General features: G+C 44.3%; 28 protein-coding genes. 9 read left to right on the top strand and 19 right to left on the bottom strand.

Going from position 1 to position 25,531, the window contains the following annotated elements; genetic code table 11:
• Positions 1 to 198 precede the first annotated feature (198 nt).
• Together H509_RS0114165 and H509_RS0114160 are read left to right on the top strand one after the other, a co-directional pair.
• A complete protein-coding gene (locus H509_RS0114165; protein WP_028545663.1) occupies positions 199 to 621 on the top strand; it encodes an SRPBCC family protein in 423 nt (140 codons plus the stop codon).
• Positions 621 to 977 (top strand): ArsR/SmtB family transcription factor, encoded by a 357-nt coding sequence (locus H509_RS0114160; RefSeq protein ID WP_028545662.1) that lies wholly within the window; start codon positions 621 to 623, stop codon positions 975 to 977. The genes H509_RS0114165 and H509_RS0114160 overlap by 1 nt, the downstream gene beginning before the upstream one ends.
• A 106-nt stretch (positions 978 to 1,083) precedes the next feature.
• Here H509_RS0114160 and H509_RS25355 read toward each other — a convergent pair whose 3' ends face one another.
• From H509_RS25355 to H509_RS25340, 6 genes are all read right to left on the bottom strand, one after another.
• Positions 1,084 to 2,436 (bottom strand): hypothetical protein, encoded by a 1,353-nt coding sequence (locus H509_RS25355; protein ID WP_157277735.1) that lies wholly within the window; start codon positions 2,434 to 2,436, stop codon positions 1,084 to 1,086.
• Between the two features lie 215 nt (positions 2,437 to 2,651).
• On the bottom strand, positions 2,652 to 3,407 hold the full coding sequence (locus tag H509_RS0114150; protein ID WP_028545661.1) for a hypothetical protein: 756 nt from the start codon (positions 3,405 to 3,407) through the stop codon (positions 2,652 to 2,654).
• Positions 3,408 to 3,438: 31 nt separating this feature from the next.
• Entirely contained in the window at positions 3,439 to 4,710 is a 1,272-nt protein-coding gene (locus H509_RS26820) for an S-layer homology domain-containing protein (protein WP_051287154.1), read from the bottom strand.
• A 154-nt stretch (positions 4,711 to 4,864) separates the two neighbouring features.
• Positions 4,865 to 5,251, bottom strand: coding sequence for a hypothetical protein (locus H509_RS0114140; RefSeq protein ID WP_028545660.1), 387 nt, complete (start codon positions 5,249 to 5,251; stop codon positions 4,865 to 4,867).
• An 802-nt stretch (positions 5,252 to 6,053) separates the two neighbouring features.
• Entirely contained in the window at positions 6,054 to 6,983 is a 930-nt protein-coding gene (locus tag H509_RS0114130) for a manganese-dependent inorganic pyrophosphatase (RefSeq protein ID WP_028545659.1), read from the bottom strand.
• A 127-nt stretch (positions 6,984 to 7,110) separates the two neighbouring features.
• Complete coding sequence (locus H509_RS25340; RefSeq protein ID WP_051287152.1) at positions 7,111 to 9,015, bottom strand: S-layer homology domain-containing protein; 1,905 nt, start codon at positions 9,013 to 9,015, stop codon at positions 7,111 to 7,113.
• A 255-nt stretch (positions 9,016 to 9,270) separates the two neighbouring features.
• Here H509_RS25340 and bluB point away from each other — a divergent pair, with 255 nt between their 5' ends.
• Positions 9,271 to 9,933, top strand: a complete 663-nt coding sequence (gene bluB, locus H509_RS0114120; RefSeq protein ID WP_028545658.1) for a 5,6-dimethylbenzimidazole synthase — start codon at positions 9,271 to 9,273, stop codon at positions 9,931 to 9,933.
• A gap of 147 nt (positions 9,934 to 10,080) precedes the next feature.
• On the opposite strand, the gene H509_RS0114115 is transcribed toward bluB, so the two are convergent.
• The 3 genes from H509_RS0114115 to H509_RS0114105 all read right to left on the bottom strand — a co-directional run bounded on the left by H509_RS0114115 (position 10,081) and on the right by H509_RS0114105 (position 13,401).
• Entirely contained in the window at positions 10,081 to 11,091 is a 1,011-nt protein-coding gene (locus H509_RS0114115) for an ABC transporter substrate-binding protein (protein ID WP_028545657.1), read from the bottom strand.
• A 201-nt stretch (positions 11,092 to 11,292) separates the two neighbouring features.
• Complete coding sequence (locus H509_RS0114110; protein ID WP_169450912.1) at positions 11,293 to 12,306, bottom strand: helix-turn-helix transcriptional regulator; 1,014 nt, start codon at positions 12,304 to 12,306, stop codon at positions 11,293 to 11,295.
• Between the two features lie 93 nt (positions 12,307 to 12,399).
• Positions 12,400 to 13,401 carry a Gfo/Idh/MocA family protein gene (locus tag H509_RS0114105; protein WP_028545655.1) on the bottom strand — a complete coding sequence of 334 codons (1,002 nt, stop codon included), beginning with the start codon at positions 13,399 to 13,401 and terminating at the stop codon, positions 12,400 to 12,402.
• A 431-nt stretch (positions 13,402 to 13,832) separates the two neighbouring features.
• Between H509_RS0114105 and H509_RS25335 the strand changes: the two genes are divergently transcribed.
• The 3 genes from H509_RS25335 (at position 13,833) to abc-f (ending at position 16,747) form a co-directional block, all read left to right on the top strand.
• A complete protein-coding gene (locus H509_RS25335; protein WP_157277731.1) occupies positions 13,833 to 14,216 on the top strand; it encodes a hypothetical protein in 384 nt (127 codons plus the stop codon).
• Between the two features lie 245 nt (positions 14,217 to 14,461).
• Positions 14,462 to 14,620 carry an RAxF-45 family protein gene (locus H509_RS27720; RefSeq protein WP_157277729.1) on the top strand — a complete coding sequence of 53 codons (159 nt, stop codon included), beginning with the start codon at positions 14,462 to 14,464 and terminating at the stop codon, positions 14,618 to 14,620.
• A 108-nt stretch (positions 14,621 to 14,728) separates the two neighbouring features.
• Complete coding sequence (abc-f, locus tag H509_RS0114090; RefSeq protein ID WP_028545654.1) at positions 14,729 to 16,747, top strand: ribosomal protection-like ABC-F family protein; 2,019 nt, start codon at positions 14,729 to 14,731, stop codon at positions 16,745 to 16,747.
• A gap of 75 nt (positions 16,748 to 16,822) precedes the next feature.
• Here the strand turns inward: abc-f and H509_RS0114085 are convergent, their stop codons facing one another.
• The 4 genes from H509_RS0114085 to H509_RS0114070 form a co-directional block, all read right to left on the bottom strand.
• Entirely contained in the window at positions 16,823 to 17,755 is a 933-nt protein-coding gene (locus H509_RS0114085; RefSeq protein ID WP_028545653.1) for a macrolide 2'-phosphotransferase, read from the bottom strand.
• Between the two features lie 480 nt (positions 17,756 to 18,235).
• A complete protein-coding gene (locus H509_RS0114080; protein WP_028545652.1) occupies positions 18,236 to 18,646 on the bottom strand; it encodes a hypothetical protein in 411 nt (136 codons plus the stop codon).
• Positions 18,647 to 18,813: 167 nt separating this feature from the next.
• Positions 18,814 to 19,428 carry a CmcI family methyltransferase gene (locus H509_RS0114075; RefSeq protein WP_036697534.1) on the bottom strand — a complete coding sequence of 205 codons (615 nt, stop codon included), beginning with the start codon at positions 19,426 to 19,428 and terminating at the stop codon, positions 18,814 to 18,816.
• Positions 19,429 to 19,759: 331 nt separating this feature from the next.
• Positions 19,760 to 20,350: a TetR/AcrR family transcriptional regulator gene (locus H509_RS0114070; protein ID WP_028545650.1), complete on the bottom strand. Its 591-nt coding sequence runs from the start codon at positions 20,348 to 20,350 to the stop codon at positions 19,760 to 19,762.
• 82 nt (positions 20,351 to 20,432) lie between these two features.
• Here H509_RS0114070 and H509_RS0114065 point away from each other — a divergent pair, with 82 nt between their 5' ends.
• The 3 genes from H509_RS0114065 (at position 20,433) to H509_RS28390 (ending at position 22,134) form a co-directional block, all read left to right on the top strand.
• Complete coding sequence (locus H509_RS0114065) at positions 20,433 to 20,978, top strand: hypothetical protein (RefSeq protein WP_028545649.1); 546 nt, start codon at positions 20,433 to 20,435, stop codon at positions 20,976 to 20,978.
• Between the two features lie 523 nt (positions 20,979 to 21,501).
• Positions 21,502 to 21,801, top strand: coding sequence for a DUF4179 domain-containing protein (locus H509_RS28395; RefSeq protein ID WP_245596091.1), 300 nt, complete (start codon positions 21,502 to 21,504; stop codon positions 21,799 to 21,801).
• A gap of 12 nt (positions 21,802 to 21,813) precedes the next feature.
• A complete protein-coding gene (locus tag H509_RS28390; protein WP_245596089.1) occupies positions 21,814 to 22,134 on the top strand; it encodes a hypothetical protein in 321 nt (106 codons plus the stop codon).
• Between the two features lie 160 nt (positions 22,135 to 22,294).
• Here the strand turns inward: H509_RS28390 and H509_RS0114050 are convergent, their stop codons facing one another.
• From H509_RS0114050 to H509_RS25320, 6 genes are all read right to left on the bottom strand, one after another.
• Entirely contained in the window at positions 22,295 to 23,263 is a 969-nt protein-coding gene (locus H509_RS0114050; RefSeq protein ID WP_028545648.1) for a ring-cleaving dioxygenase, read from the bottom strand.
• Between the two features lie 127 nt (positions 23,264 to 23,390).
• Positions 23,391 to 24,044 (bottom strand): hypothetical protein, encoded by a 654-nt coding sequence (locus H509_RS0114045; protein ID WP_028545647.1) that lies wholly within the window; start codon positions 24,042 to 24,044, stop codon positions 23,391 to 23,393.
• A 115-nt stretch (positions 24,045 to 24,159) separates the two neighbouring features.
• A complete protein-coding gene (locus H509_RS25325) occupies positions 24,160 to 24,477 on the bottom strand; it encodes a hypothetical protein (protein WP_036697530.1) in 318 nt (105 codons plus the stop codon).
• Positions 24,478 to 24,670: 193 nt separating this feature from the next.
• Entirely contained in the window at positions 24,671 to 24,922 is a 252-nt protein-coding gene (locus H509_RS0114035; RefSeq protein ID WP_028545646.1) for a hypothetical protein, read from the bottom strand.
• A gap of 32 nt (positions 24,923 to 24,954) precedes the next feature.
• Positions 24,955 to 25,131, bottom strand: a complete 177-nt coding sequence (locus tag H509_RS27715; RefSeq protein ID WP_157277727.1) for a hypothetical protein — start codon at positions 25,129 to 25,131, stop codon at positions 24,955 to 24,957.
• A gap of 67 nt (positions 25,132 to 25,198) precedes the next feature.
• Positions 25,199 to 25,531: transposase (locus H509_RS25320; RefSeq protein ID WP_028545645.1), on the bottom strand; the 333-nt coding region annotated here is incomplete at its 5' end.

Genomic DNA, 25,531 nt, shown 5'->3' with positions numbered 1-25,531 from the left:
CGGTTTATGTTTATTTGGCCCAATTTTGTGGGAGACTCAGTAGGTAAAAACAGCGTCTTCCTTCAGCGATGGAACCTCATTTCCCCACCAAACTTGAAACCATATGGTTTCATATTATATAATGAGTTTTATTGAAATCAATTAATCAATACGAATTAGTGCAGTTGCAACGTTCTTTTTCTAAAATGGAGGTTCATCATGATCCAAGAGAAATCACTTCCCGACATTGTAAAAACTATTATTCTACAGGCACCTATTTTAAAAGTATGGGATGCCGTGGCCACTTCAACCAATATCGCAGCCTGGTTTATGCCTAATGATTTCGAGCCTGTGCTTGGGCATCCATTTTCGATTCACTCCCCTTACGGCGTGTCACCATGTAAGGTGACGGTAATTGACCCGCCGTACAAGTTGGAATTTACGTGGGGACCGGATTGGATTATTACATTCCAATTAAAAGAAGGTGCAGACGGAACAACGGAATTCACGCTTACTCACGGAGGATGGAAAGAAAATATCCACACTGAAGCGGGGATGTCTCACGCCGAAGTCCGCAACCGGATGGACAATGGCTGGGAATCAGCTGTGCTGCCTAGATTGCGCGAATTGGTGGAAGCTTAATGAATTCTGCACCAAAACATGATGTCTTTCAAGCTATCGCCGACCCGACTCGGCGTAAGCTATTGCGCCTGTTAGCAGATCAGGAGATGCCTGTCACTGCGATCAGCAGTCACTTTCCAATGAGTCGCACAGCTGTGTCGAAGCATTTGCGCGTGCTGGCAGAAGCAGGCCTTGTCAAAGACAAGAAGATCGGTCGCGAGACGCGCTACCATCTGCAGCCGGAGCCGCTGCGCGAGCTAAAGGATTGGCTTGCCTATTATGAGCGCTTCTGGGATAACAAGCTGAACCTGCTAAAGCTGCTTGTAGAAGCAGACGACCTGGATAACATAAAGCCTACAGGACCGAAATCGTTGTAGCTTATTGCAGGCATTAGATAATGGAACAGAAAAGAGGACAATCTCATGCACGAGACGGTCCTCTTTCTTGTGACAAAGCTTTGTTGTTCAAATATCAATTCCGTGCCTAATGTGGCACCTGTGCATCAAAGTCATCCTGGCTTGATTTGTCACCGTGGTAAAATACAACATCACCATCCCTTAGACTAAAGTGCTTTCCATAAGGATCTGTGTAGCTGTTGCGGTATCCTTCTAGCTGCCACTGGTTCATCAGCGGACCGTGGATGTACTGTAAATGCGGTGCGTTTACGTTGCCATCGCGGATCGATTCCAGATTAAAGTTAACGATGATATAACCTTCACGCAGGAAAATGGGCGACTTTTCATCTAGCTTGTTTTTCCGTCCATACTCTGCTAGGTTGGTTCCCTTTGGCACCGCATACACGCCTGCTGGAATACTGTACTCTCCATACCATTTCTGCACCGAGGCGTATGCTCGCTGATAGTCCACCCCAGTTGGAATTTGCTTCGGACCGATCAATGTCCTCACCTGATACGGCAGAATCATCCAATCATACTTCCCGACTAACGTCTTTTCCTTCGCCTTTCGGATGTACTCATGTACGAATTGCGACCGACTCATATGACCGATTTGATCGAACGTATAGTAATGGTCATAAATGTACAAAGCCGTGTCTGTCATTTCCTGCTCCGACACATTTCGCATCCTGTCATTTAAGATGACATATCTTCGTTCCGTATCATCTGATGATCCTATTCGCACAAACCGCTTGGTGTTGGAGTGGTAATACAAGTCCACCGCTTGGCGCTGCGTGCCTGTCTTGTCCACAAAGTAGAATTGGGGGGTAATTCTAACACCATCCTTGCTGTCGAACATATTCCCCTTTGACTTTAGCTCGAACTTAAAATGGTAGCCTGTCTTAACTGCCACGTTTTTGTAGCCGTTATTGGGATGACTTCCCGGGGCTATGCTGAGCACGTATGGATTGTTGTTGCCTCGCGGCTCGCCATCAATATCCCCTTTGCCTACCCAATAGGAGGTTCCCTTTGGTGTCGTTCCATTGTTCAGGCGGAACACAGAAGACCAGTTATAATCAGCGATGTCCGTAATCTTGAAGTCGTACAGCCGTCCGATCACTTCAACTGGAATCGTATCTGACGCCCGATGATGCTGCAAATCCGTATTGGCATTGCGCTGATCTGTCACATTTGACGGAGCATTCTCCGCCGTGCTGCGGAATTCGACCGTATAATCGCCTTCGTCCACCCACACCGGTAGGAAGAAATCTGCCTGTTCCTGCGTAACTGGAATGGTAATCCATGTCTGCTTCGGATAGAAGGTACCTCGATCCGCCGAATACACATCAAACGGGAAACGGACCTCTTTCATACGGAAGTATTTGGCATAATCCCGATTCCCGTACCCAGGTATATTACGATGCTGTCCGCTTGTTGGCATAAACACTGAGAATGGTCGATCCAGTATAAACGCAGCTCGATTCGGGTTCGGCTTCGTTTCTGATTATGCAGCTTGTCATCTGTCGCCTGCGCATAAATAATCACAGAGGTGACTGTGTTCATATCGTTAATGTCAGAACTCTTATCTGACCCACCTTTAATGTACTTCGAGTGATTACGTTTTTATCTCCATTCGCCATGTTTTGGTTTATTTTACTATAATCTCGTTTTTGCAGGTACGATATAAGAACGTGAAATATTTGCCGTTCGACCGTCAGATAAATTTATCGTTTCAGGTAAGGAATGTGTGGAAGACTCATATAGTTTTACTTCCCCTACTTGAGAGCGTTCAAGTTCTCTTTTTACACCGTTGTCATCGAATACTAGCACTTCGGTAATTGGTTGTTTGGGATTATATACTGTGGCCAGATCAAAATACTCGTTTAAATCTTCTGGCGATTTCCACCCTTCTGCTATTATTATCTCATTTAATGTTGAAAAAGTTTTTTTTCTCCTTGCCCCTGTACTCGCGTCATAGGATTCCATAACTGCACTGAAGTACAACTTTTGGTTCGGCTCCATTTTTTCATAAAAGGATGCATAAAACTGGGTTTCCACCGTTTCTTTAGAAAAAAACCATGTTGTTGTAACATAAGGATCTTCTTTATCAATTGTTATATCTTTCTCACTCGGCTTGTTAAACTGAACATAATCTGATTGTTTGGGGCGACAATCGTGACTCCCACTATAAGATTTGCACATAGGCTTGGTAGCCACGATCCATCCAACAGTACGGTATCTTATCCCTGTAGTGGCGGCAGTAGACGTAATGACAACATTCAAATTGCCGACATCATCAAACACAATCTCGTTACCGATTTGTGCTGAATCAACCGTAGGGGGGAAGATAGTAACCAATAACATCAACAAAAATGACAGACGCAACCATAAATTAGATTTTAATTTATTCATTTCTTCCTTCCTCAAATTAAGACTTAAAGTCCTATGAACCCAATTTATTAATATTTTCTTGTTTCATAAAACTTGCTCGGGTTGATATTTTGTAGTCACTCCAAGTACCCATATATACATTCGATACTAGAGGAATATCAGCGTACCCTATATACCACTGATTTTTTTTGAATTTCCCCGGCTCATACCACGGATCAAAAAGAATTTCTTTATCTTCCTTATAATTAATTATTCTAAATGTATATACTGTTCGAATGTAATAACTGCCCTTTGCATACTGGATGATAGAAGGCTCGACCTCGACGTTACCTTCTATTTGAATTTGATTTTTTTTAACCCAGTCAACATACTTTTTTGTACTATTCTTTACACCCGAATTTTGTTGAATTACAGGATTAATATATTTTTCTAACCAGTTGTTATCAATCGTCTTGTAATTAACATTAAACTGCTGCATTCCCCATTGACCTACATATTCTATCCATTTGTTGACCGCTTCTTTGCTATAGTTCTCTGCTTTTGTAATCTCAACTGCACTTTTTACGCCTTTCCAATTTATGTTTATTTCCATTTCATACATTTTATTAGGATACTTTTCTAAAACATATGGGAAATCCTTATAGTTTTTAGGTAAATTAGTAGTACGTATCGCCCTTCCCCACGGGTCTTTCGGAGCATTCAAGGCTATTTCAGCGTTTTTGACTGCCTTCTCGTCCACTGGCAGCATCTCGCCATTCTGAATGCGAAGTATCCGGTCAATGACAACTACAGATTGTGCCCGGGTTGTTGGCTCAAGTGCTGCTAGCGAGCCGTTCTGCATACCAGAAATGAGACCTTTTTTTGTTGCCATCACCATGTATCCAGCATCATTTGCTGCACTTTCACCAACACTGCGTACAGCTACTCTCGCCATTTCTATACGGGTCATGGCCGTATTCATATCCCCCATTGGATAATCATTATCCATGTACAAACCCTTTTTTGCCGCTGCATTCACAAACGGCTTATACCAGGCTTGTCCCTGCTTTGCATCTGGGACCGACAATGACATCGCTCCTACCACCATTCGAATAAACTCAGCCCTTGTCACATTCCCATTTGGCTTAAATGTCTGATTGGGATAACCGTTGACATAACCTGCTTGGACCGCCTTAGTAATCGCTGCTTCGCCCCAATGACCCTTCGTATCGACTAGTTGTACTGCCTGTGGCTCCGCATAAACCGCTTCCTGCCGAGGATATTCACCTATCATACTTACCAGCAAAATCAATGCTGTTAAAGTTGCAATTAACTTCAACTTCATCTTATCCCTCCTAAGTCATAAGTGATCTGATATTTTAAAAATGGTATTGCCATCAAAGCAAATCTGCTTGGATATAACACAATAAGAGCCAGGTGTCACCGACTCTTATTATGCTTGTTATAGTTGTCTTCACGTTGATATTACTTGCCCATTTTTACTTGACCTCTTTTAACTGAGCGATTACATTCGGTTGATCTGTTTTATTGCTTCGTAGTGTAATTTGCAAATCTTCTGGGTCATTTTTGAGATACGCATATTCGAAGCTGACTAGTGTTTCACCCGGTTTAATTTCTCGTCCCAACAACTCAAAATGTGAATGATATATGTCACCCAATCCTTCTTCCAACTGATCAAATCGTATATGTGTAATCTCACCCTTCTCGTAAGTGTTGTTTCCTATTGCAAGCCAAGGTTGGCGAGTACTTATCGGCATGTCAACCTCATTGTTGGGGTTGGCCGTCACCGTTGTCTTTAAGGCAAGCAGGTAAGCGTTCGCACTTTGATCAGGTGTATGTTTAGCATCAATAAAGTCTGGCTTCAAGATGTATACTCGATTGAGTTGTAATTTAATGACACCTTGATCACCAGTATCAGGACCTATGACTTCGTATTCCTTTACAGTATAATCTTTTAATTTCTGTTCAAAGTCGGCGTCTGTTGAAACCGCGTCAGATGGTTTATCATCCTTAGCTGCTGGTTCACTCCTTCATTATAATTAGTTGTCATTACCTTCTTTTGAACCATCTTTTCATCAAGAATTCCGACTCTTGTGTCACTAAAGGAACAAATGCGACATTGCCGCTTGCTATATGAAATAACATCGCTGGACCAAATTTAAATAATCCGTAAGAACTAACATGTGTAATATCTTAAAAGAATAATATTACTTTATTACTACATTATAGTAATAAAGTAATACCCACCTATAATATTCCAATTCAGATCTGATGTAAATGCTTATATCTAAAAAAATTTTCATCGTAAAGACACTTATTTTGTTATGTAAAGTAATTAGTTACATAATTAATCATTCATCAACATTTCAGTCATGTCTGATGTACTATGACTCAAGCATCACTAACATAACTGTTGAACATTCGTGAAAATGAAACCGAATTCATTCGCTTGTTCCACGAAATAAATGAATCCCAAAAAGAAGCTCTTATCTCGCTGCTGCATTCTTTTGTACATCAAAAAACGAAGTAAATATGCAAAAAAGTGGCCTCCTCAAAAGGAATGACCACTTTTTAAACACATCACTTCCATCTCGGCAAAAGCGTTAGCTTTATGCGAGTGAAGGCTACTTCAGCAAAGAGATACAGCCTTCTCTTCCTGCTTATATATTAGTTTTTGAACGCTTCTGTAAGTACCGGAACAACTTGTGATTTACGAGATACAACACCTTTCAGCAACGCTTTATTGTCGCTTAAAGTTACGTTGTATGCTTTCTCAACTGCATTAGCAGACGCGCCAAGTGCAAGTGCTACGGAATCGTTGTTCAAAATGTCGGTTACGACAAATACGAACAAATCCAAGCCCTTAGTCGCAATAATGTCAGACAAAGCCGCTTCAATGTCCGCTTGACGAGAATAAACATCGTTAATGTCTACGACGTTAACTTGTGCAATCTCGACCTTTGCGCTGCCCATTGTGAACTCTTTCGAATCAAGCGAGATCAGTTCCGCAATCGACTTGCTGCTAACGTCTGCACCCGCTTTGAGCATCTCCAATCCGTACTTCTCAGCATCCACACCAGCAATTTCTGCTAACTCACGAGCCGCAGCCACGTCTTCAGGCGTACATGTCGGGGATTTGAACAGCAAAGAGTCCGAAATGATAGCAGACAGCATCAAGCCTGCTACGTTCTTCTTGATCTCCACACCGTGTTCTTTATAAAGCTTCTTCAAAATAGTCGCCGTGCAACCTACTGGCTCTGCGCGGTAGTATAAAGGTGCGCTAGTCTCAAAGTTTGCGATACGGTGATGATCAATAACCTCTAACACTTGAACTTGATCGATGTCGCTTACACTTTGCTGACGCTCGTTATGGTCAACAAGAATAACCCCTTTGACCTCATTAGCTACCGTCTCTACAAGACGAGGTGCCTCTGCTTGGAACGTGTCCAGTGCGAATTGAGTTTCGCCGTTTACAGTGCCTAGACGCACAGGCTCTGCGTCATAACCAAGCTGTTGCTTTAAGTCCGCATAAGCAATAGCGGAGCAAATCGTGTCTGTGTCTGGATTTTTATGTCCGAAAATAAGTACTTTTTCCATTCTCTTATCCCCTTATTGTTATTTTGGCGAGAAAAGTATACCTTATAAAAGCAATTACAATCAAGATTATAACCCAAACCTGAAGTAATTCCTATGCCTTTAGTAGGAATAAGGTGCTTCATTTACATTATTTTTCCTCACCAAACTTCGACAACACCTGTTGCAAGATGACAAATGTTTGCTCTCTAGTTAACAACTCAAGCGGAGCAAACTTGTTGTCTCCTACACCTTGCAATAGCCCCCGCTCGACAGCACCATATACACTTGCAGCCGCCCACGGCGCAATGCGTTTGTCATCAGCAAACCGTATTTGTCCGCCAGGCAGTTCCACCGAATGCCCAGTTTCTGCGGGTTCTAGCTTTGTATACAGTTGAAGCAGCAGCACCGCAGCTTCCTGCCGTGATATAGGGCTCCAGGGGGAAAACTTGTTAGCTGACGTTCCTTTAATGATTCCAAAATGATAAGCCTTGGCGATCCAAGGGTCTGTCGTATCTTCGAACGGAGATGGGCCGGTTGGCAGCGGTCGCCCCAAGGTGGACTCAGCGGTATGAACTGCCATCAAGGCAAAGCCGTATCGATCCATAGGCTTACGATAATCTCGGTCATAATTGCTGTCTACTATACCGCTGCTCTTCGCGAGATTGTAATCATTCAGCGCCCAGGCGCTTACCTTATCCTTGGGATCAGCTCTATTTACTTGAAAACGAATGCTTGTGTCAGGCTGCAAATAGGACTTCACCGTCACTGTTGCGGAGCCCACTTGCTCGGCCTTTACACGACCAGACTCATCCACCGTCACTATGGCAGGATTGCTGCTCTCAAACGTCATTCCCGCTGCGGCAGCATCTGCCAGAGATAACGTATGTTTAATCTGAAAACGTTCACCTTGAGTCAGACGCACATAATCACCTGTGTACACTTTTACGTCTGGTATCATATCAAAAAAGGTCGTCTGGTACTGTATTTCCGCTGGAGTGCCCTTGCGGTCATATAACCCTTTAATATGTACGTTATAGGTGTCAGCATCCGATAATTCCGGTAACCCTGCGGGCCTGAAAATAAGACAGAACGGTATGCCAAAACCACTCGTATTGATGTTAAAATAGCTGCCTTTCTTATCTTTGTGGCTCTTGTTCAAAGTCCACAATTTGCCGTCAGCAGGGCGCGTAATCGTAACTTCCACCTGATCCAGCTTAGTATTATCATATTTCTCGGGATTCAAAGAAACAGACCAAGCATCCTGCGGGCTAAACATCTCGATCGGGAAATCGTGCGCTGATGGCCAGCCTATGTAATCATAGCTTACTGCTGAAGCGGTTCGGCTGCGATCAAAGGCATACATAGAGGAATAAGGGTAGTCAAATCCACTCTTCGACCTATTGACCATACCAAACATCGTTTTGGACATCGCAGGGTTTATAATCCAGCGCCGATGGCCCACACGATCAATGTTTGACGTGTCACTATCTGACATATATCCTAATACACTAGCATAAAAGTTCGGGCTTCCGGCATACAGATTACTTGTAGTTGTCCCCTCATACCCTAACTGGAAAAGAACTTCCTCCATCCCTTCAGGTTTTGCCGGATGGTGTGTAAGTACGTTATTAAGCGCATTAACTAAAGCTGCTGCCTGTGACTGATCCTGTAAACGCCACTCAGGCTGTACATCATATGGCAGCCCGGACAAATACCGCACAAAATTGACCGCGTTTATTCCATCCTTAATATATTCCCGCTTCAGCATGCCCGGTTCGTAAGGCTGCACCATTTTTGGCTCTTTCTCGTAAATATGAAGGCCCGCCATATAGCCAGTTCCTGCGGACATTGGCTTATAGGTAAGCCAATGCTGCCTGATTTCTTCCTTGCTCCGTGCAGCCACACGTGCCTGCACATCTCCTTCACTTACAGCTGATGCAATCTCCCCATGCCATATGCCGGCCATTAAAGTTGCTGTCAGCAACGTACTTACGTATACGCCACATATTCGAAGAAAGCGTCTGTTCTTAATTTGATCCTCTCTACCATGCATCAAGCACTCAACTCCTGCAGCTTGTATAAGATATGAATCTGACTATCACTCTATCATAAGCTGACACCATTTCCTATCGGACTAGTGGATGACATGAGGAGCGAGTGCTTGTATCCAGGTGCCGGTTCCCTCGTTTGTAGTTGTACCATGACATTCGCAGCACAAGTCACTTGTGCGGTATAATGAAAGTATGTTAATTGAATCTGCACATAAGCACTGACACATTTCACAAGAAGAGGTGTATGAGACATGACGATGAATAGATTGTCCGACGAAGAAAAAGAAGGCGTTTACAAAGCCATATACAACCGTAGAGATATCCGTACTTTTTTAAAGCAGCCTGTGTCGGATGAATTGTTGGTGAAGCTGCTGGAAGCAGCCCATCACGGACCTTCTGTAGGCTTTATGCAACCTTGGAACTTTATTGTCATTAAAGATGACGAAACAAAAGCTAAGCTGGCTGAAGTTGTAGACCGTGAGCGCCGTGCCTTGGCAATCCACTATGAAGGCACCGATCGCGACACCAAATTTATGGAGATCAAAATTCAAGGTATTTTGGAGGCTCCGGTAACGGTATGCATCACATGTGATCCTTCGCGTGGAGGCGATCACGTGCTTGGCCGCAACTCGATACCTGAGACCGATATTATGTCCGTCAGTTGTGCTATTCAGAATATGTGGCTGGCGGCGTATGCTGAGGGGCTGGCGATGGGATGGGTCAGCTTCTACAAGAAACCCGACATTCGTCGCATTTTAAACATCCCGCTTCACATTGACCCTACAGCGCTTATTTCAATCGGCTATACAGATGATTATCCAGAACGGCCGCTACTTGAGGCGTATAACTGGGAGAAAAGAAGAGAATTGGATAAGTTGATTTACGATACCAAATGGGGACAACCAACCAGTTTGGAATAAGGCCTATAACTTCCCATTTCCTTCCTGATTCATCAACGAATTGGCGCTAATCACAAACTTTCAGGGACTGACGCACCGCGATCCATACGCGTATCCGCACAGTCCCTGTACAAGGTTCATGAGAACTCCACTACCATTCGAGCTAGGCTAGGGCAGCGCCTGACGTAATATTTGCTCAGCCACCTGCTCCAATACAGCCTGCTTGCCAAATGCCGTAAAAGCCTCATTATAATTTTGCCGTGTTGTCAGTCTATACACATGTCCACTCTTGACTGCCTGAAGTCCCGTCCACAGCTTGCTGCCCTCCAAGACGTTATGCTCATGATCCGACATGAGGACAATATGATCTGGATTAAGCGTAGACAGTCCTTCTAGGCTTGTTACTTTGCCACCCCAGCCGTCAGGATCCGGTGTGCCAGGCGCTTTAGGCAGCAATAAATCTTCAAATAATAACTCTGCTACTCCTGTGCTGGAATAAATCCGTATTTCTTTTGCAGTGGGCTCGATTACCGCAAACGTCGCTTCCTTTGTCACCTTTTTAATCTGGCTTCGCAACTGCTCCACTCGGTTATCATATTGTTTGAGCCACTCCCTCATCGCCTGCTCCTGATCCAAAGCCTTTGATACAAATGCAAAACGCTCACGAAAGGCATTAAATCCGAAAGGCACCCGTATAGTCGGAGCAATCTTTTGCAGCTCCTCGTACATTCCGCTTTGCGTCGGCCCTGCCAAAATGAGATCTGGATCAGCTGCCACGATCGCTTCGATATTTACTGGCGTCTGAAACCACCCGCCAATCTGAACATCTGTACCTAGCTTTTCCTGCAAAATAGGTGTCACCTGCTTAGGATCGCCCATATCTGTGTTGCCCGTCAGGACAGGCTTGTAACCTAAAATGAGCAGTTCTTCCGTCGAGCCGGAAATGTCAGCGATCCGCTTTGGATGAACTGGAATTTCAACCTCTCCTTTAGCATCCTGAATTACACGCGTCGCAGGGCTGGCCTGCCCTCCCGTTCCTTCAGATGTTGCCACACCCACACCGCTCGTTGGATTATCATTTTGTTCCTTTGCTGACTTCGACGCTGCACTGCAGCCTAGCAATGAAACTGACAGTATAATTGTCGTTATCCATACAACCCCTGCTCTACCAAACTTCATTCAGCACCCCTCCTCTGATAATCATTCTCATTTGCACAAATGTCATCTTACGCTTGTTCACCTGCTATTTCTACCGGAGAACGGATAACAATACTGCAACACGGATTAATTGGCGTATTTTATCATTTTATGATTTTAGACGCAGCAATAACGCCAGCACATAAATGTGTGGCGTTAAACAATAGTGATTATAGTAACCGTCTACCCGCGCTGACGCATCACCTCGGAAGGATTAAGCCCAAACTTTCCGCGGAATATTGCGGTAAAATGACTCAAATTGGCGTATCCTACAAGACCCGCCGCTTGTGTCACATTGACATCGCCTTTCCTTAGTAAGCTCATGGCGTGCTCCAGCCGCTTATCACGCAAGTATCGAAACGCGGACGTTCCAAAGCACTCTTTGAAGCCTAGTTTAAGTTTGAAATCATTCAGTCCGACGATTCGTGCAAGTTCGAGCAGCGATGGTGGGCTCTCCATATGACAGAGCAGCACTTGAGCAGCATCTTTCACCTTATCGATGTCCCGCTTGCTTAGCTTTGCAGCAGCAGGTTCTTCCCTGTCGAATAAAAAGATATGCATGTAGCTGGCTAGCAGTTCCAAAGCTTTGCCTTCTATATACATTTTGCGCACAGCATCCTGATATGGACATTCAAGCATTTGACGGACGATATGGGCAGCGAATGTGTTCATCGGCAGTTCGAACCTGCGGAAAGCTCGTTTCCCAAGCACTCGATTGAAGTCTATGGACCGCCCATCCGATCCTCCATCCATGAGCCGGTTAAACTCTACAAGGGGAATGCCAATAGCCAATGAACGCATAGGTACTTGATTATCGTATTCAAACACGGCATCAAATTGCTTCATAAAGTGTAAATAACAAGTAGCTTCACAAATGTCGTGTCGTGCTCCCGATACCTTTACCTGCCCTGCCCCTTGCAAACAGATACTTAACTCCACCATTGCCGCTGGAGACGAGACATAAACCTCCTGCAATCCAGTTAGATGGTAATCTGAATGTACGATTTCCAGCCTAGGATTGGAGGACAGACGTCGAATAGCGCCCGTACCTACAGGACTACAAAGTGTCATGGAACTGTCGGTAAGGGGGACTTGGGGCTGCAACTGGAAACCTCGCCAATATTGCGTATAAATATCCTGATAGCCTTTACTTTCCATGTGTACGTCTACCTCTGCTGCCGTATTGGACTTTCTCATTTTACATATCATAATTGAGAACAATTCTCAATATTAGCCTATTATAAAATAGGGAGCCCCGACAAGCAATGTGCTGTCACGCCAACATTAGCATTAAGCCTCTCGAATATCTACCCAATCCGCAGTAGTTGGATGGCGTAATGCCTCCAGCACGACTTGAGCATCATAACCGTCCTGAAAGTCAAATAAAGGGGACTTATGATCTCTGATCGCCTGCATTACATAATGGAATACCGTGTGAGGTGCTGTCCCTTCATCTATCTCACCTACTTGAAGCGGTTGTCCAATCTCTCCCTCCAGCAGTTGTGCCCAGTTTTCAATAGCTAGTGTACCGTTTGTTCCATGAATAATCATAGATACCCGTTCTTCACCTGCAAAGCCTGACATACCATTGATGGACACTGGTGTCCCATCCGCCAATCGAAGCTTGGCTTCCACACCGATCTCACAGCAATCCGCTTGTTCTGACAGCTCCAGTTCGCTCTGCACGTGAGTAACTTTTCCGAATAATTTTTGAATAACATGAATCCAATGCACGCCTACTTCCAGCACAAATCCACCTTGCTTTCGGGATGAAATCCACGAATTGTGCTGCCAGCTCCGCGGCCAGCTCGGAAATCGCCACACAAGCTCAATTTTACGAATGGCGCCAATTTGACCATTATCCAACTTCCGTTTCAGTGTACGCATCGTCGGTTCATGAGGAAGCGAGAAGTGAATAGCATGCACAACGTTTGCTTCCTTTGCCTTGTCCAACATTTGCTTTGCCTCTTCCACGCTATTAGCAAGAGGCTTCTCACAAAAGACGTGAATCCGCTTCTCCAGCGCAGCCATTACGACGTCGTGATGGTAAGCGGGTGGTACAGCAACGTAAAGCAAATCGAACTCCACGCCTGCCAGCAAGGCTTCGTAATCAGCAAAGTATGCCAACTCCGGATACTGCGCCTCGCAATCTCTTCGCGACTGCTCATTAGACTCGCAAATCGCAACTAACGTGATATGCTGCTTGTATTCCTCCTTTTGAACTAAACGAATCATATAATGTCCCATGTGTCCCAATCCCGCGATGGCCATTTTGATTTTAGGTACGGTCATCTCTTTTTCCTGCCTTTCCTATTCAATATTTGAGTTTCTGATCAGAAATACAACTTGTAAATGTCTACATACTACCCTTCAGCTATACTTGCTCTATTTGCCTCAAACATGTGGCTTTTACCCTTTAAATCATACTGCACTTGTATTGGTTAGCGTAGTTAAATATTAACACGAGGCAAAGCTTATTACGCCAAGCAAGAACGAATATTCGTTCAATTTTATCCCCATTCTAAAATATACCTAAAAATTCTGCTACAAAATGGTGACAAAACCCTTGTATTTGCTGAAATTCATCTTTATCTATTGTAAGCTCGATAAATTATGATAAAATCTTTATCTAATTGTTTACGGTTATAGGCTTGAAAGAAAATATTTATACCATTAAATTATTATGGGGTAAAGAGGGTATTCAGAAAGTGAGTCAGTCTGATATGAAAATTGTTAAAATTACGGGGTCCTTGCATAAGGACAAGTTAAATTTCGACATTTCGGAGTGGAAGCTCTTAATCGAAACCAATCGTTACTACGAAATAAAGTCAGAGGAAGGCCCAGTCGTTAAACGTATTTTCAAAGAAAAAATGAATCAGATTATGGAAGAATCAAAACATTATGTAAACGGTTCGCTAACTTGCTCGGTATTTTGTACGTCAGATCACGTCCAAGACATTACGAAAGAAATCAAGGATAAACTCATGCAAACGATCCAGACTTATATGCACGATCTTCAACTTAACATTAAAGCGTTAAACAGTTCTACACTCGGGACCAAACCTCAATCCACGGATGTGAATGTGCTGGAACAAGAAGTACCTTGAATCTTTCTGGCACCATTAGATTGCTCATATAATTAACCTTACAATGGACAGATGATAAACAAGACAACTTGCGCGATTACGGTGGCGCATTTTTTTGTGTGCCTAGAATGCATACCAATTCGATTTAGTACGTCCAACGGTCCAACGATTCCGCAGAAGCCCATATAGGCTCCCAAGGTGCTTGCTACGTTATCCAGTCTATGGTAATATGTAACCATATATTTATTAGGAGGAGGTGTGACAGGATGCAATTACATGTATGGTCTACGCTATTGAGTGAGCTTCGTTCGCAATTGCTAGGAATTTTTCATGATTCCTCTAAGAACGGGATACGTCTGTCCATTTTTAGAAATTCGAACCAAATATCACATTATAGCAACATGACCATCCTGTCACTGCCTTAACGGACGAATGTAACAGCCCAAAGGCCGCGAGGACATGTCCTTGCGGCCTTTTTTGTCATCTTTTTAAGCAGGCAGCGGCAGTTAGGGTCATCAGGAAGGAAGATATAAATGATGATTCAATGCCAACAAATCCAAAAAGGGTTCGGCGCTCAGTCCATTCTGCTGGACGTCACCTGTGAAATAAATGAGTTCGAACGCGTAGGACTGATCGGCCGCAACGGCTCAGGCAAAACTACACTGCTTCATCTCTTGAACGGCAGCGAAAAACCTGACGCTGGACAGCTCTCCATACGGAAAGGGACAAGAATTGGTTACCTGGAGCAAGTCCCTCAATGTGGTGCGCACGACACTGTTCGTGATGTGCTAAATCAAGCTTTCCATGAACCTATGCAGTGGATGGCAAACATGCGTGAACTGGAACAGCTAATGGCTGACCCCAGTCAAGGAAGTGAAACGTTAGAGCAAAGGCTACAGCAATATGGCGAGTTGCAAGAGCGCTTTGAAAGAGCTGGCGGCTACGAAATCGAAGCTCGAATCGGCAAAGTAACAAGCGGTTTACGTATACCCGCATCCCAATTTACACGTCCATTTCAATCTTTATCAGGTGGGGAAAAAACGAAGATTGGGCTGGCCGCAATGCTGTTGGCATCACCTGACCTGTTGCTGCTGGACGAACCGACCAATCATCTCGACATGATGGCCATTGACTGGCTGGAGCAATTTCTCCAATCGTACGAGGGAACCGTTATCGTGATTTCGCATGATCGGTATTTTCTTGATCGAGTCGTCACCAAAATAATTGAACTTGAGGATGGAGAAGCCGTCACCTACCATACCCATTACTCTGGTTTTCAGCAGGAAAAGGAAGCTCGGCTGCTTCAGCAATTTGCAGATTACCAAGAACAGAAAAAGAAAATCAAACAAATGCAAGAGGCAATTAAGCAGCTAACCGAATGGGGAAACCGTGCAAATGCACTTAAATTTCATCGTCGAGCCGCTTCCATGCAAAAAGCACTTGACCGGATGACCAAGATCAAAAGACCGGTAGTGGAGCGGAAGTCCATCGAGCTGAATTTGCAGCAGCGTGATCGCTCTGGGGTGGAGGTTTTAACGTTGGACGGCGTTAGCAAAGGTTATCAAGACCGAATGCTGTTTAGAAAGGCCAGTGAGCTGCTATGTTATGGTGAGCATGTGGCTCTTATCGGACATAACGGATCAGGCAAAAGCACACTGCTCAAATGCATTTTGGGGGCGGAGCAGCCTGATGAAGGTGAAATTCGGCTTGGTTCTCGGGTTGATATCGGATACTTGGCACAGGAAAGTGCTCCCGAAGAGGAGAACGCTACTGTGCTGTCCTATTATCGCCATGCTGCAGGTATAGAAGAAGGTGAAGCGCGAGGTCGTCTTGCCCGCTTCCTCTTCTGTGGCGCTGATGTGTTTAAGAAGATAAGTAATCTCTCTGGTGGTGAATGGAGTCGGCTCCGCTTTGCGCTGCTCATGCATCAGCAGCCAAACCTGCTCGTGTTGGATGAGCCGACCAACCATCTGGACATCGATTCGCGCGAAGCATTGGAAGAAGCACTCGAAGATTTCCCGGGAACTCTGCTCGCCGTATCACACGACCGCTACTTTATGAATCGGTTAGCGAAGAAAATATGGTCACTCGAGCAAGGCAAGTTGGTCACTGTGCATGGTAATTACGAGGATTACAAAGCTAAGCATGAACTGGCTATGCACAACAACGGCACTAGTAATTCTGTGCAGCACAGTGTAGCGGGCAGCATGCTCGACCCGCAATTTTATTCCCAGCAACGGAAAAATAGCGCAAACAATAGTCGTGCTCAAGCTGCAAATGAAACTGCTCAAACGCGTGAAATGAGCAAGCCTCCTTATCCGCATCCGAAGTCTGGAGGCTGCAAGCGCTCCCTTGGGATGAACCCGACTCAATTAGAGGCGGACATCCATTGTTTGGAGCAGTCGCTGCGTCTGTTGGACGAAGCGATGCTAAGCCCCACCCTCGCCTCGGACGCGAGTAAGCTCGCGGCTTTACACAATGAACGAGAAATGGTGCAGGCTAAGTTAGAACCGTTGTATGAGCAATGGATGCACGCGTTAGAGGAACAATAACAATAAACAAACGTAAAGGTCGAGTGGCTGTATGCCTGCTCGACCTTTATCATTTTGCACCATTTTCCTGAGGCTTTAACTCTCTGGCTGCTCTTGATCGTTTACACCAAGCAACGAACGCGCCATATCCAGCGTCGCCTCATCTCCAGTCAGCAAAGCAAATGCCGCCACATCCACTGCGTATGCAGCCCACATCTCCACGACGTGATCGCGCATGCGCGGCCAGACGCGACCACCTGCCGCTTCATACTGTTCGATCAATTCTTCAAGCACATCCTCGCCAAACGTAGCCAGACACAGCTTGAAGTCAGCTGCTGGATCACCTACTTGTCCCTCCGTCCAGTCTATAAACCCGCTTACACGCTCCTCAGCATCTACCAATATGTGTCCTGCATGCATATCCCCATGGGTAAGCGCTGAATGCTGCGGCCAATAGGAGTCATCACTGGTCCAAGCCTGCCAGCGCTGCCACAGTTCATCCGAGACGCCGATCTTCTGCTTGATCTCCTGCATTCGCATGATCAGCGAAGTTCGCACCTCTTGCGGGCTTAGTACCCGGATACCTCGCGCAGCAGCCTCCTGATAATCAATACTGTGCAAAGCTGCCAGTGACTGAGCTAGCGATACGATAAATGCTGGCTTTAACGCCTCTGGATTAATGTGCCACACATATTGACGCGCTTCCGGATCTATGGTGCCTGCGGGATTCCCCTCCAATTTGGGATAAGCTATTAGTTCATCTGTATGAATATGCCATTGCGGCACAGCAATTGGCAAATGGCGACTCACTAATGCAAGTACGTCCTTTTCATAGCCAGCACGTTCCAACGGATCTTCACGGCGCGGCACCCTTAATACCCATGCTTTACCGGATTCATCATTTGCAAAGCCGACGATAAAATCCATTCCAGATTCATTTATGCTAATTGTATGAGCATCCAACTTTAAGCCATGCTTCTCTGCAAGCTGCAACAAATTCGTTATTTTATCGGGATTCATCGTTGTCATAAGTGTACTCTCCTCTAATTCATACCTGTTTATAGTCCCAAAACAACATAAAAAGCACAAACACTTCTGTCTGTGCACAGGTATATCGGAATAGAAGTCATTCAATCCACGACTGAGATTTATGACGGAGATTCATGACGGAGACTATGAAGTTCAGAGCCAAAAGAATACAACCTACGCAACATATACGGCCACGCCGCAAGTTCCATGCTCGACTCTCTTAGCTCTTCTCCAACGTTGAAGACCTATCCATTTATGATAAGAATTCATGTCAATAGACATACCTATCCCGATATCCTGCACAAGGCAGAATTAAAAGCACTATGCAATTAATTGCAAATAGCGTTCAATCGGAATCTGTAAAATGCCATTACATGAACCCTCCGTTCCTAAAAATTACAAATAACTTACCATTAATAATTGGTTTGCACAATGTATATTTCTGTGCTAAAGGTCAGTCTAACTAACATTAGTGCATGTTCATTTGATATCCTGTGTTTCACCATTTGTACTCATTATTTTGTCCATTCTCGCCTCTAGCTTCTGCTTGTTAGCTATAACCTTTGGTGTTAGCTGATACTGTGCACATAAATTTATGTATTCATCATACCGCGCTTGTGTAGGGCGGTTATCAAGAAAACGTCTGACTTCTTCCGTCAAATCCATCATAAATTGTGGATCGCTAAGTTTTCCCTTTATTTCTGCATAATACGACGTTTGTTTGGTCGGTTTACTGTATTCATAGAACAACTTCACCTTAGTTGTAATTCGTTCCACTTCTGCTTCCGTATAAGGTTTGTAAATGGTGCCTTGTACTTCCTTAATAAACTTGTTTATAGTCACCCCTAGGCTAGGTCTGGCCTGATGAGATAATGTGTGAATGGTTGACATCAATTGAACCTCTTTCCATGTAAAAGTAAATAAAAGCCCTTAGGTATAGTATACCCTCTATTCCTAAAACGAAAAGACCATGCCTTAAATCAAAAAGAAAAGGGCTTTGTCAGCCCTAGCAATTGTTCTCATTGATCGCTGCTGGTCAACAGTTAATCCTTGATCCCCTACTTCACTCGCTGTAAATAACCATTTGGGTTAAACGTGAGATGAAATTTATGTTTACTCTTATCGATCCTAAATTCATCATGATCGGGAAGGAATCGGGCTACTGCTTCCATCGGTCCTGGCAGCAGCTCAGGATATACGGGATGACCCAAGATGGTATCTTCCACAATGACGTAGCTGCCTACTGTAACGAGTTGATGATACAGCATTAATTCCTTATAGACATGCTGTTCTGTATGATCTGAATCTAAAATGACCAATACGACATCCCCTGAATTAATGAATTGTTTAATACGATTAAACGTATCTACGGAAGCTGAATCTCCTGTCAGATAAGTAATACGATCGTGCTTGGTCCGTTCGAACTCTACAATATCGACGGTAATGATTCGCCCTTTGTTCATGAGATCACACATCTGGGCCAAGTAAAGTGCGCTTCCGCCTACATTTGTTCCGCATTCCACAATGATGTCCGGCTTTACGGTAAAAAGAATTTCCTGGTATAGAAACAAATCCAATGGACATTTATATACGGGATGTCCCATCCAATAAGTATCCATCCATGCGCGGCTATTATAGTAATGCAAATAGAACGGCGTCATAAAATCGAACATCCGGCGTCCCCCTTTGCTGTTGTGGTTCTGCTAGACAACCCTCACCATTTCTGTGATTCTACAGTAAATGCTTCCATAGAATAGCTTGTTCGGGCTGAACCACTAAGACAGCGCCAAATTCCGCTCTTCCAGTCGCCTAGACGATACCTGCTTCAAAGTCTTGATCCATGACCGTCCCTCCCCGATACACAAGACGAATCGTATCTGCCTCTGGGTGCTCCCGCAACAAAGCCGTCAGATCCACTTATCACCGTGGTTCAGGCGGCTTCATAGTTGGCAGCAGGATACAATGACTGCCTATTATGTACTTCCAAGCTCTAATATACCCCAATCACTTACATAGAGATTGTAAGTGAGCAGCTATAACGGCCCTGATCATGTCCGGGCTCAGACGGCTCGGCATCACAACGGCATGTACCGCCAGACCGTCAATAACGGCATAGAAACGCTCCGTCTCCACCTCACGATCCAATGTTTCATGTGCCAGTCCCGACGTGATCAATGCTTCAATCACACTTGAAATAGCCCGTCTTAGTTCCTCATACACTTCGCTGCTCAACGTATGAAGAGTCGGATCTACTAGCGCTTTGGCCGTAAAGCCAAGCCATACCTCCATTTCCGCGCTACGTTCTTCATCCATAGGCAAAATCTCGCAAAGCAACAGTTCAATGTCTTCTAGCGTATTGCCCGTATACGAAATGCTGCTAATCCGGTGCTTCACCCGCTCAGAAACAAGTCGCATCGAGAAGGCTATGAGCTCAGATTGGGTGGAGAAGTAATGTCTCATGGAGCCTACGGATATTCCAGCTTCTAGTGCAATGTTGCGTACGGATGCACGTTCCAGTCCGTCTCGCAAAATAACTCTCCACGTGGCTTCCGCCAATTTTTCTTTCTGTTTGAGATGATCTACAATTTTAGGCATGCTCTCAGTATAACCGATATTGCCTTTTTAATACAGTCGTGCTAAATTAAATAATACAACTGTATTAAAAAGGAGTGGCGTTATGATTGGCTGGCTCATCCTGGCTTGCGAAATCGGATTTTGGATTTTTATTTTGTTAGGTTTGTTTGTGAGATATAAATTAAGACAACCTACCCTTGGTGCCATCTTCTTGTTATGTACACCTGTTATCGATGTGCTGTTAATAGCCTTTACGGTCATTGATCTTCGTAACGGCGCTGAAGCTAATGTGTTCCACAGCTTGGCTGCGGTGTACGTTGGAGCTACGATTGCCTTCGGCAAAAGTATGGTGCAATGGGCCGACAAACGCTTTATTCATCTATTCGGCGGAAGCTCCCAGCAACCAGCCCAGCCGCCCCGACAAGCTTACCTCTCACGAGCCAAGAAAGAACGACTTGGCTGGTATCGACATGTGCTTGCAGGGTCGATCGGCATCGCCTTATTGGGCGGCATCATCTGGATCGTAGACCGCCCAGCGACAACCGATACGATGCTTGGAACGGCGCGATTGTGGACGATTATTTTGTTGATTGACTTTATTTGGAGCTTCAGCTATACGCTATGGCCAAAGGAAAAGGCACAGCAATAAATCCTAGCATATTTGACATCTTAAATCATGTTATGACTGCATTTTATTGAGCTGATCCCTAAACTACTATTGATTATATAAATTAGCCACAGGCACCGCTTGGCAGACCAATCTGTACGGTCAATTTGAACTGTGAACCGTAAGATGGACACTTTGAAAAAAGTGACCAACTGCGGGTCATATTTCAATCTGTCTCGCTGGTGCTTTTTTGTGCTGTGCTGCTGTTGTTGTTACAGGATGGTGGTTAATCCAACATACGAAGAGTGGTAATTTTACCTCTATAGAGACATCCTTGCTTCAGGTCCCAATAGGCACGGTGAAATCAAGAACTCATCTGGCGCTAAAACAAATACGCAAACGGTATAACCAGCAGCTTCAACAGGAGGGAATGTCCGAACATGTCTATCTCAAACAAAATTAAGCAAAGTCTTACCGAATCAATCAGCTTCATACACCTCCTGAACTTGACGAGCGTGTCAAACGGTCATGTATTTATCATCATCAGCAAAAGGAGCATAAAACAATGAAAAAGAAAATAATTGCTCTTTGCTTGGCAGCGGTTATTATCCCGACTGGGGCTTACGCGTTTAGTGGCTCGTACTTTGCCAAGGAGGAAGCCAACCTGAATGGTTTGGTTGATCGAGGCGTTAAGGATGCCTTGTCCAAAGGTCTATCTATCCTGATCGATCAGAAAATTACCGATCAAGGCCTTACGATTCATTTTAAAGAAATGGTTGTGGAAGATACTAAAATACTTATTCATTACCGTATTGAACAGCAAGATGCAGCTTGGTTCCATATGAGTTTGATACAACGGGGTTAAATATACTGTCAGATGGCAAAAAAGGAGGGCCGTCAGGTAGACAAACCAACTTATCAGGAGCCTCAGCACGAAGGCTTTAGCGTGTTAAATTTCCTTGACAGCGATCATGACAACCTGCCTTTCCACCCGACAGATGTGACAGGGGCTGAGCTGGACACGGGCATTGCAGATCAGGATAAGCCTGAAGGGGTGCTTGCATTTGTCACTAGCGGCAAAAGTCTGCCTCAATCGGTCTTCCTGAAAGTGGATGTGAATCGGATCGGCAACACAACAGGCAATTGGAAAGGAACGATTGCCATTGAGCAAGGGAAAGCGAAGCCAACAACTAAATAGAGTTAGCGTGTAATGTACTTGTACACCCGTTAGCATGAACATAGGCAGGAGGGTATCCAATGGACGGGATGCCCTCCTGCTTTATTGTTAACTCGGGCTAACCTTACATGCTTCCTATAACTGGTGTGCCGTTCACTTCTCTTATTGCGTGCTGCTTTATTTATGTCGTAACCAAAGGTTTTAATTTTGCTTCAATCTGCTCTCGTTTTTCCTCCAAAAACGGCGGCAGCGCCAGCTTCTCACCTAGACGAAGCATATCCTCGTCCACGTCGAATCCCGGGCCATCCGTCGATAGCTCAAACAAAATACCGTTTGGCTCACGGAAATATAACGCGCCGAAGTAATAACGATCTACGAAGCCAGAGCTTGGCAGGCGCATGTCTTGAATGTGGTCTACCCACTTGCGCAGTTCTGCCTCATTTTCCACCCGAAACGCAACGTGGTGAACACCGCCCCGTCCAAGGCGCTCTTCAGCAAGGTCTGTGCGCGGCTCAATATGAACCTCTGCTCCCGTGCCCCCTTGCCCAGTCTCATATACCTGAATGTCAGGTTGACCTTCTACTAGAGCAGGATAAGCTCCCTTGAACTGGAAACCCATAATTTCGGTAAGGACATAGGCGGTCGCCTCCGGTTCCCGCACCGTAAGCTGCACCGGACCTAAGCCAACAACGCCAAACTCTTGCGGGATAGCACTGCCTGCCCATGGTATTCCGCCGGCTACTCCCGTATTCCTCTCGTCTGAGACGAGTATAAGACGCATGCCTTCCGGATCACGGAGCGCAAGCGTCGCTCGACCGAAGCGCTGCTTAATCTCTTCATGCTCCACGTCAAACTGCTCCAGACGCTGCTTCCAGTATGACAAAGCTTGATCACTCGCAACACGGAGTGAGGTCCCCGAGATGCTATCCACTCCGTCCCGATTTCGCCCTGCGTTTGGAATTTCAAAAAACGTCAATTCCGTCCCTGGATTTGCTTGATCGTCACCATAGAATAGGTGATAGACGGATGTGTCATCTTGGTTGACGGTCTTTTTGACGAGGCGCATGCCCATAACCTGCGTGTAAAATTCAAAGTTGGCGGCCGCATTCGCCGTTAACGCTGATACGTGATGAAGTCCCTTTAATTCCATGACGGATCATCCTCCTGATTATATGTTGACCTAAACTTATGTTTCAAATAATGAATTGAACGAATGATTACTTGGTTATGTTTATTATCTTTATTTCAAGATATATGTTTTCGAGATAAATGTCAACCTATTTCCTTAACATCTGTGAAGCACATAAATGCAGTCTATTTTTGTATTTATAGTTACGCTCCCCTTTGTTTGGCAGGACAAACAAGGATAGTGCTTCGTATGCAACGTCATTTTGCAACAAAGCTTCTTGTAACATGGCATACTTCTCGTATTCCAGCAGCTTCTTCACATCATTCGGAGACAACTGTTTGCCGCTCGCGGTCTGAGCGCGCATTTTACTTGCAAATGTCTCTTTTATTATTGCCTTCGTATGGATATGTTCAAGTATGGTGAGGTCACTTTCGTGAATTCGGTCTTCTTTTAGCAGAGATATTAGCAAGCTTTCAAATGCCACATAAGAAGTTCGATCATGCTCACTACAAATTTGCAGGAGTAATCTACTGTCTACCTGCTGTTGTGCTGCTGCATTAGATACAACTAAAAAATACTTGTACATCATGTGTTCCTTCGCTTCCGTAGGCAAGAGCAACTGATCAAGCAAGGGATACAGCCCATTTAGAGCTGCGTCAGTCAAATTATTATGTAATTGAATTTTCTCCTCGTTAGACAAATGGAATAGTGCAGCGTTAACGAGGTGAACGATATCGCCACTAGCAACTGCCTGCCTATGGAATAATTCATGAAAAAACAGCAAAGTCTCTTGGTATCGCAAATATTAGCCTCCAAACCTAATCAAAGAATATTCATGTGGGGTTCAACAGCCATAGTAACAGGAAAACAATATACGCCCCCCTTACTGTGGATCATTTGAGTCGGATTTAATTCATTTATAAGGTTATACGTCTTCTTATCAATGTTATAGCATCTTCTATGTACGTTGTAAGTGCAAACATCTCGTTTGTTTTGTTTTCATATATGGGATGATCCCAATCATAGTTTTCTACGATGACCACAATAAAGTTGCCTCGCTCCACATCAAACTCAGGAAGCCAACCTACATCCAGAATAAATCGTTCATCTTCAAAAGCCACTTGCAAAATATCATGCTTTAATGACCATATCTGTTCGGCTAAGGGAAGTTGTGGTTCAAAATGAAATTCATTGTAGGTTATTTTACCAGGTGTAAAATCAATAGTGGTTAGCAATAATAATCTCTCTTTCTTTTCAAGTTTGATGTAATGGAATGAGGAAGCTAGGGATGGTCCAGCTTCAAGTGCCTGTATTAGTTAAGCTTTCACCTTGCTTGTTTGTGAGACCTAGATACCAACAATCTGTTTGTTATAGGGGAAGCATTGCTGTTTAGTGTTGAAAGGAATGTGTAGCAAACTCTCACGTGGTTCAAGTAGATATATCTTTAGTTTCTTCTTCAACAATAACTATATTTAGACGACTATTATCCCAATCATAAATCTTGCCAAACATCATTTCCATGCCACATCGTGTGCAGTTAAATAGATACCTTGACTGTTCTGACTCTTCTTCCCCCATACTAATATCCCAAATTGTAATTCTAATCTTGGAATGGTCCCAGTCCGTATTTCCACAACAGCTACAGACAAGATCTTTACCCCAAATTTTAATTATAGCCATGTCTACCTCCCGTGGATTCAAAATTTGTTGAACTATACAACTTTCAATGCCTCAACAATCATATTTATTTCATCAAAAGTCAAATTCACCAGATCAATTCTTGATAACTCTTTATTTTTATTTATATGAAACAATACCCTGCCATTCTTGATTACTTCCAGAGCTTCTTCATTAGTTACATATAACGATAAACCATCTTTATATAACACAAGTGAAAACTGGTAGCGTCAAGATTTATGTGTAAATGAAGATAACCTTCTCTTGTAGAAGATAGTGTTAGTCCTTGGTGATGAACATGGCTTGGAGTTCGACACGTGCTTGATCAAAGCCTATGTGACAGCGAGTAGCAAATCGATGGTTGTAGTCTTCGAACTGTGCGACCAAGAACTTTTCTAATGCTTCTTCATGTGGAAACTGTTCTTTTGGCTTGGTGTATTTCTTAATCTGTTTGTTGAATGATTCAATGAGATTCGTTGAATAAATGCTTCTCCAGATAGGCTTAGGAAAGCCGTAGAACGTGAACATATAAGGGTTCTCACATAGAGATTTAATGACCTTGGGATAAGCTGCTTTCCACTTGTCACAAAAGGTTTCAAGAGCTTTTCTACC

Source organism: Paenibacillus taiwanensis DSM 18679 (assembly GCF_000425125.1).
Classification (GTDB): domain Bacteria; phylum Bacillota; class Bacilli; order Paenibacillales; family Paenibacillaceae; genus Paenibacillus_B; species Paenibacillus_B taiwanensis.
This window is presented reverse-complemented; position numbering and strand designations above follow the sequence as displayed.

Bases quoted from the DNA above. Each gene is read 5' to 3' on its own strand.
- H509_RS0114165 (WP_028545663.1), top strand. From the start codon at position 199: ATGATCCAAGAGAAATCACTTCCCGACATTGTAAAAACTATTATTCTA.
- H509_RS0114160 (WP_028545662.1), top strand. From the start codon at position 621: ATGAATTCTGCACCAAAACATGATGTCTTTCAAGCTATCGCCGACCCG.
- H509_RS25355 (WP_157277735.1), bottom strand. From the start codon at position 2,436: ATGCCAACAAGCGGACAGCATCGTAATATACCTGGGTACGGGAATCGG.
- H509_RS0114150 (WP_028545661.1), bottom strand. From the start codon at position 3,407: ATGAATAAATTAAAATCTAATTTATGGTTGCGTCTGTCATTTTTGTTG.
- H509_RS26820 (WP_051287154.1), bottom strand. From the start codon at position 4,710: ATGAAGTTGAAGTTAATTGCAACTTTAACAGCATTGATTTTGCTGGTA.
- H509_RS0114130 (WP_028545659.1), bottom strand. From the start codon at position 6,983: ATGGAAAAAGTACTTATTTTCGGACATAAAAATCCAGACACAGACACG.
- H509_RS25340 (WP_051287152.1), bottom strand. From the start codon at position 9,015: ATGCATGGTAGAGAGGATCAAATTAAGAACAGACGCTTTCTTCGAATA.
- bluB (WP_028545658.1), top strand. From the start codon at position 9,271: ATGAATAGATTGTCCGACGAAGAAAAAGAAGGCGTTTACAAAGCCATA.
- H509_RS0114115 (WP_028545657.1), bottom strand. From the start codon at position 11,091: ATGAAGTTTGGTAGAGCAGGGGTTGTATGGATAACGACAATTATACTG.
- H509_RS0114110 (WP_169450912.1), bottom strand. From the start codon at position 12,306: ATGAGAAAGTCCAATACGGCAGCAGAGGTAGACGTACACATGGAAAGT.
- H509_RS0114105 (WP_028545655.1), bottom strand. From the start codon at position 13,401: ATGACCGTACCTAAAATCAAAATGGCCATCGCGGGATTGGGACACATG.
- H509_RS25335 (WP_157277731.1), top strand. From the start codon at position 13,833: ATGAAAATTGTTAAAATTACGGGGTCCTTGCATAAGGACAAGTTAAAT.
- H509_RS27720 (WP_157277729.1), top strand. From the start codon at position 14,462: ATGCAATTACATGTATGGTCTACGCTATTGAGTGAGCTTCGTTCGCAA.
- abc-f (WP_028545654.1), top strand. From the start codon at position 14,729: ATGATGATTCAATGCCAACAAATCCAAAAAGGGTTCGGCGCTCAGTCC.
- H509_RS0114085 (WP_028545653.1), bottom strand. From the start codon at position 17,755: ATGACAACGATGAATCCCGATAAAATAACGAATTTGTTGCAGCTTGCA.
- H509_RS0114080 (WP_028545652.1), bottom strand. From the start codon at position 18,646: ATGTCAACCATTCACACATTATCTCATCAGGCCAGACCTAGCCTAGGG.
- H509_RS0114075 (WP_036697534.1), bottom strand. From the start codon at position 19,428: ATGTTCGATTTTATGACGCCGTTCTATTTGCATTACTATAATAGCCGC.
- H509_RS0114070 (WP_028545650.1), bottom strand. From the start codon at position 20,350: ATGCCTAAAATTGTAGATCATCTCAAACAGAAAGAAAAATTGGCGGAA.
- H509_RS0114065 (WP_028545649.1), top strand. From the start codon at position 20,433: ATGATTGGCTGGCTCATCCTGGCTTGCGAAATCGGATTTTGGATTTTT.
- H509_RS28395 (WP_245596091.1), top strand. From the start codon at position 21,502: ATGAAAAAGAAAATAATTGCTCTTTGCTTGGCAGCGGTTATTATCCCG.
- H509_RS28390 (WP_245596089.1), top strand. From the start codon at position 21,814: ATGGCAAAAAAGGAGGGCCGTCAGGTAGACAAACCAACTTATCAGGAG.
- H509_RS0114050 (WP_028545648.1), bottom strand. From the start codon at position 23,263: ATGGAATTAAAGGGACTTCATCACGTATCAGCGTTAACGGCGAATGCG.
- H509_RS0114035 (WP_028545646.1), bottom strand. From the start codon at position 24,922: ATGGCTATAATTAAAATTTGGGGTAAAGATCTTGTCTGTAGCTGTTGT.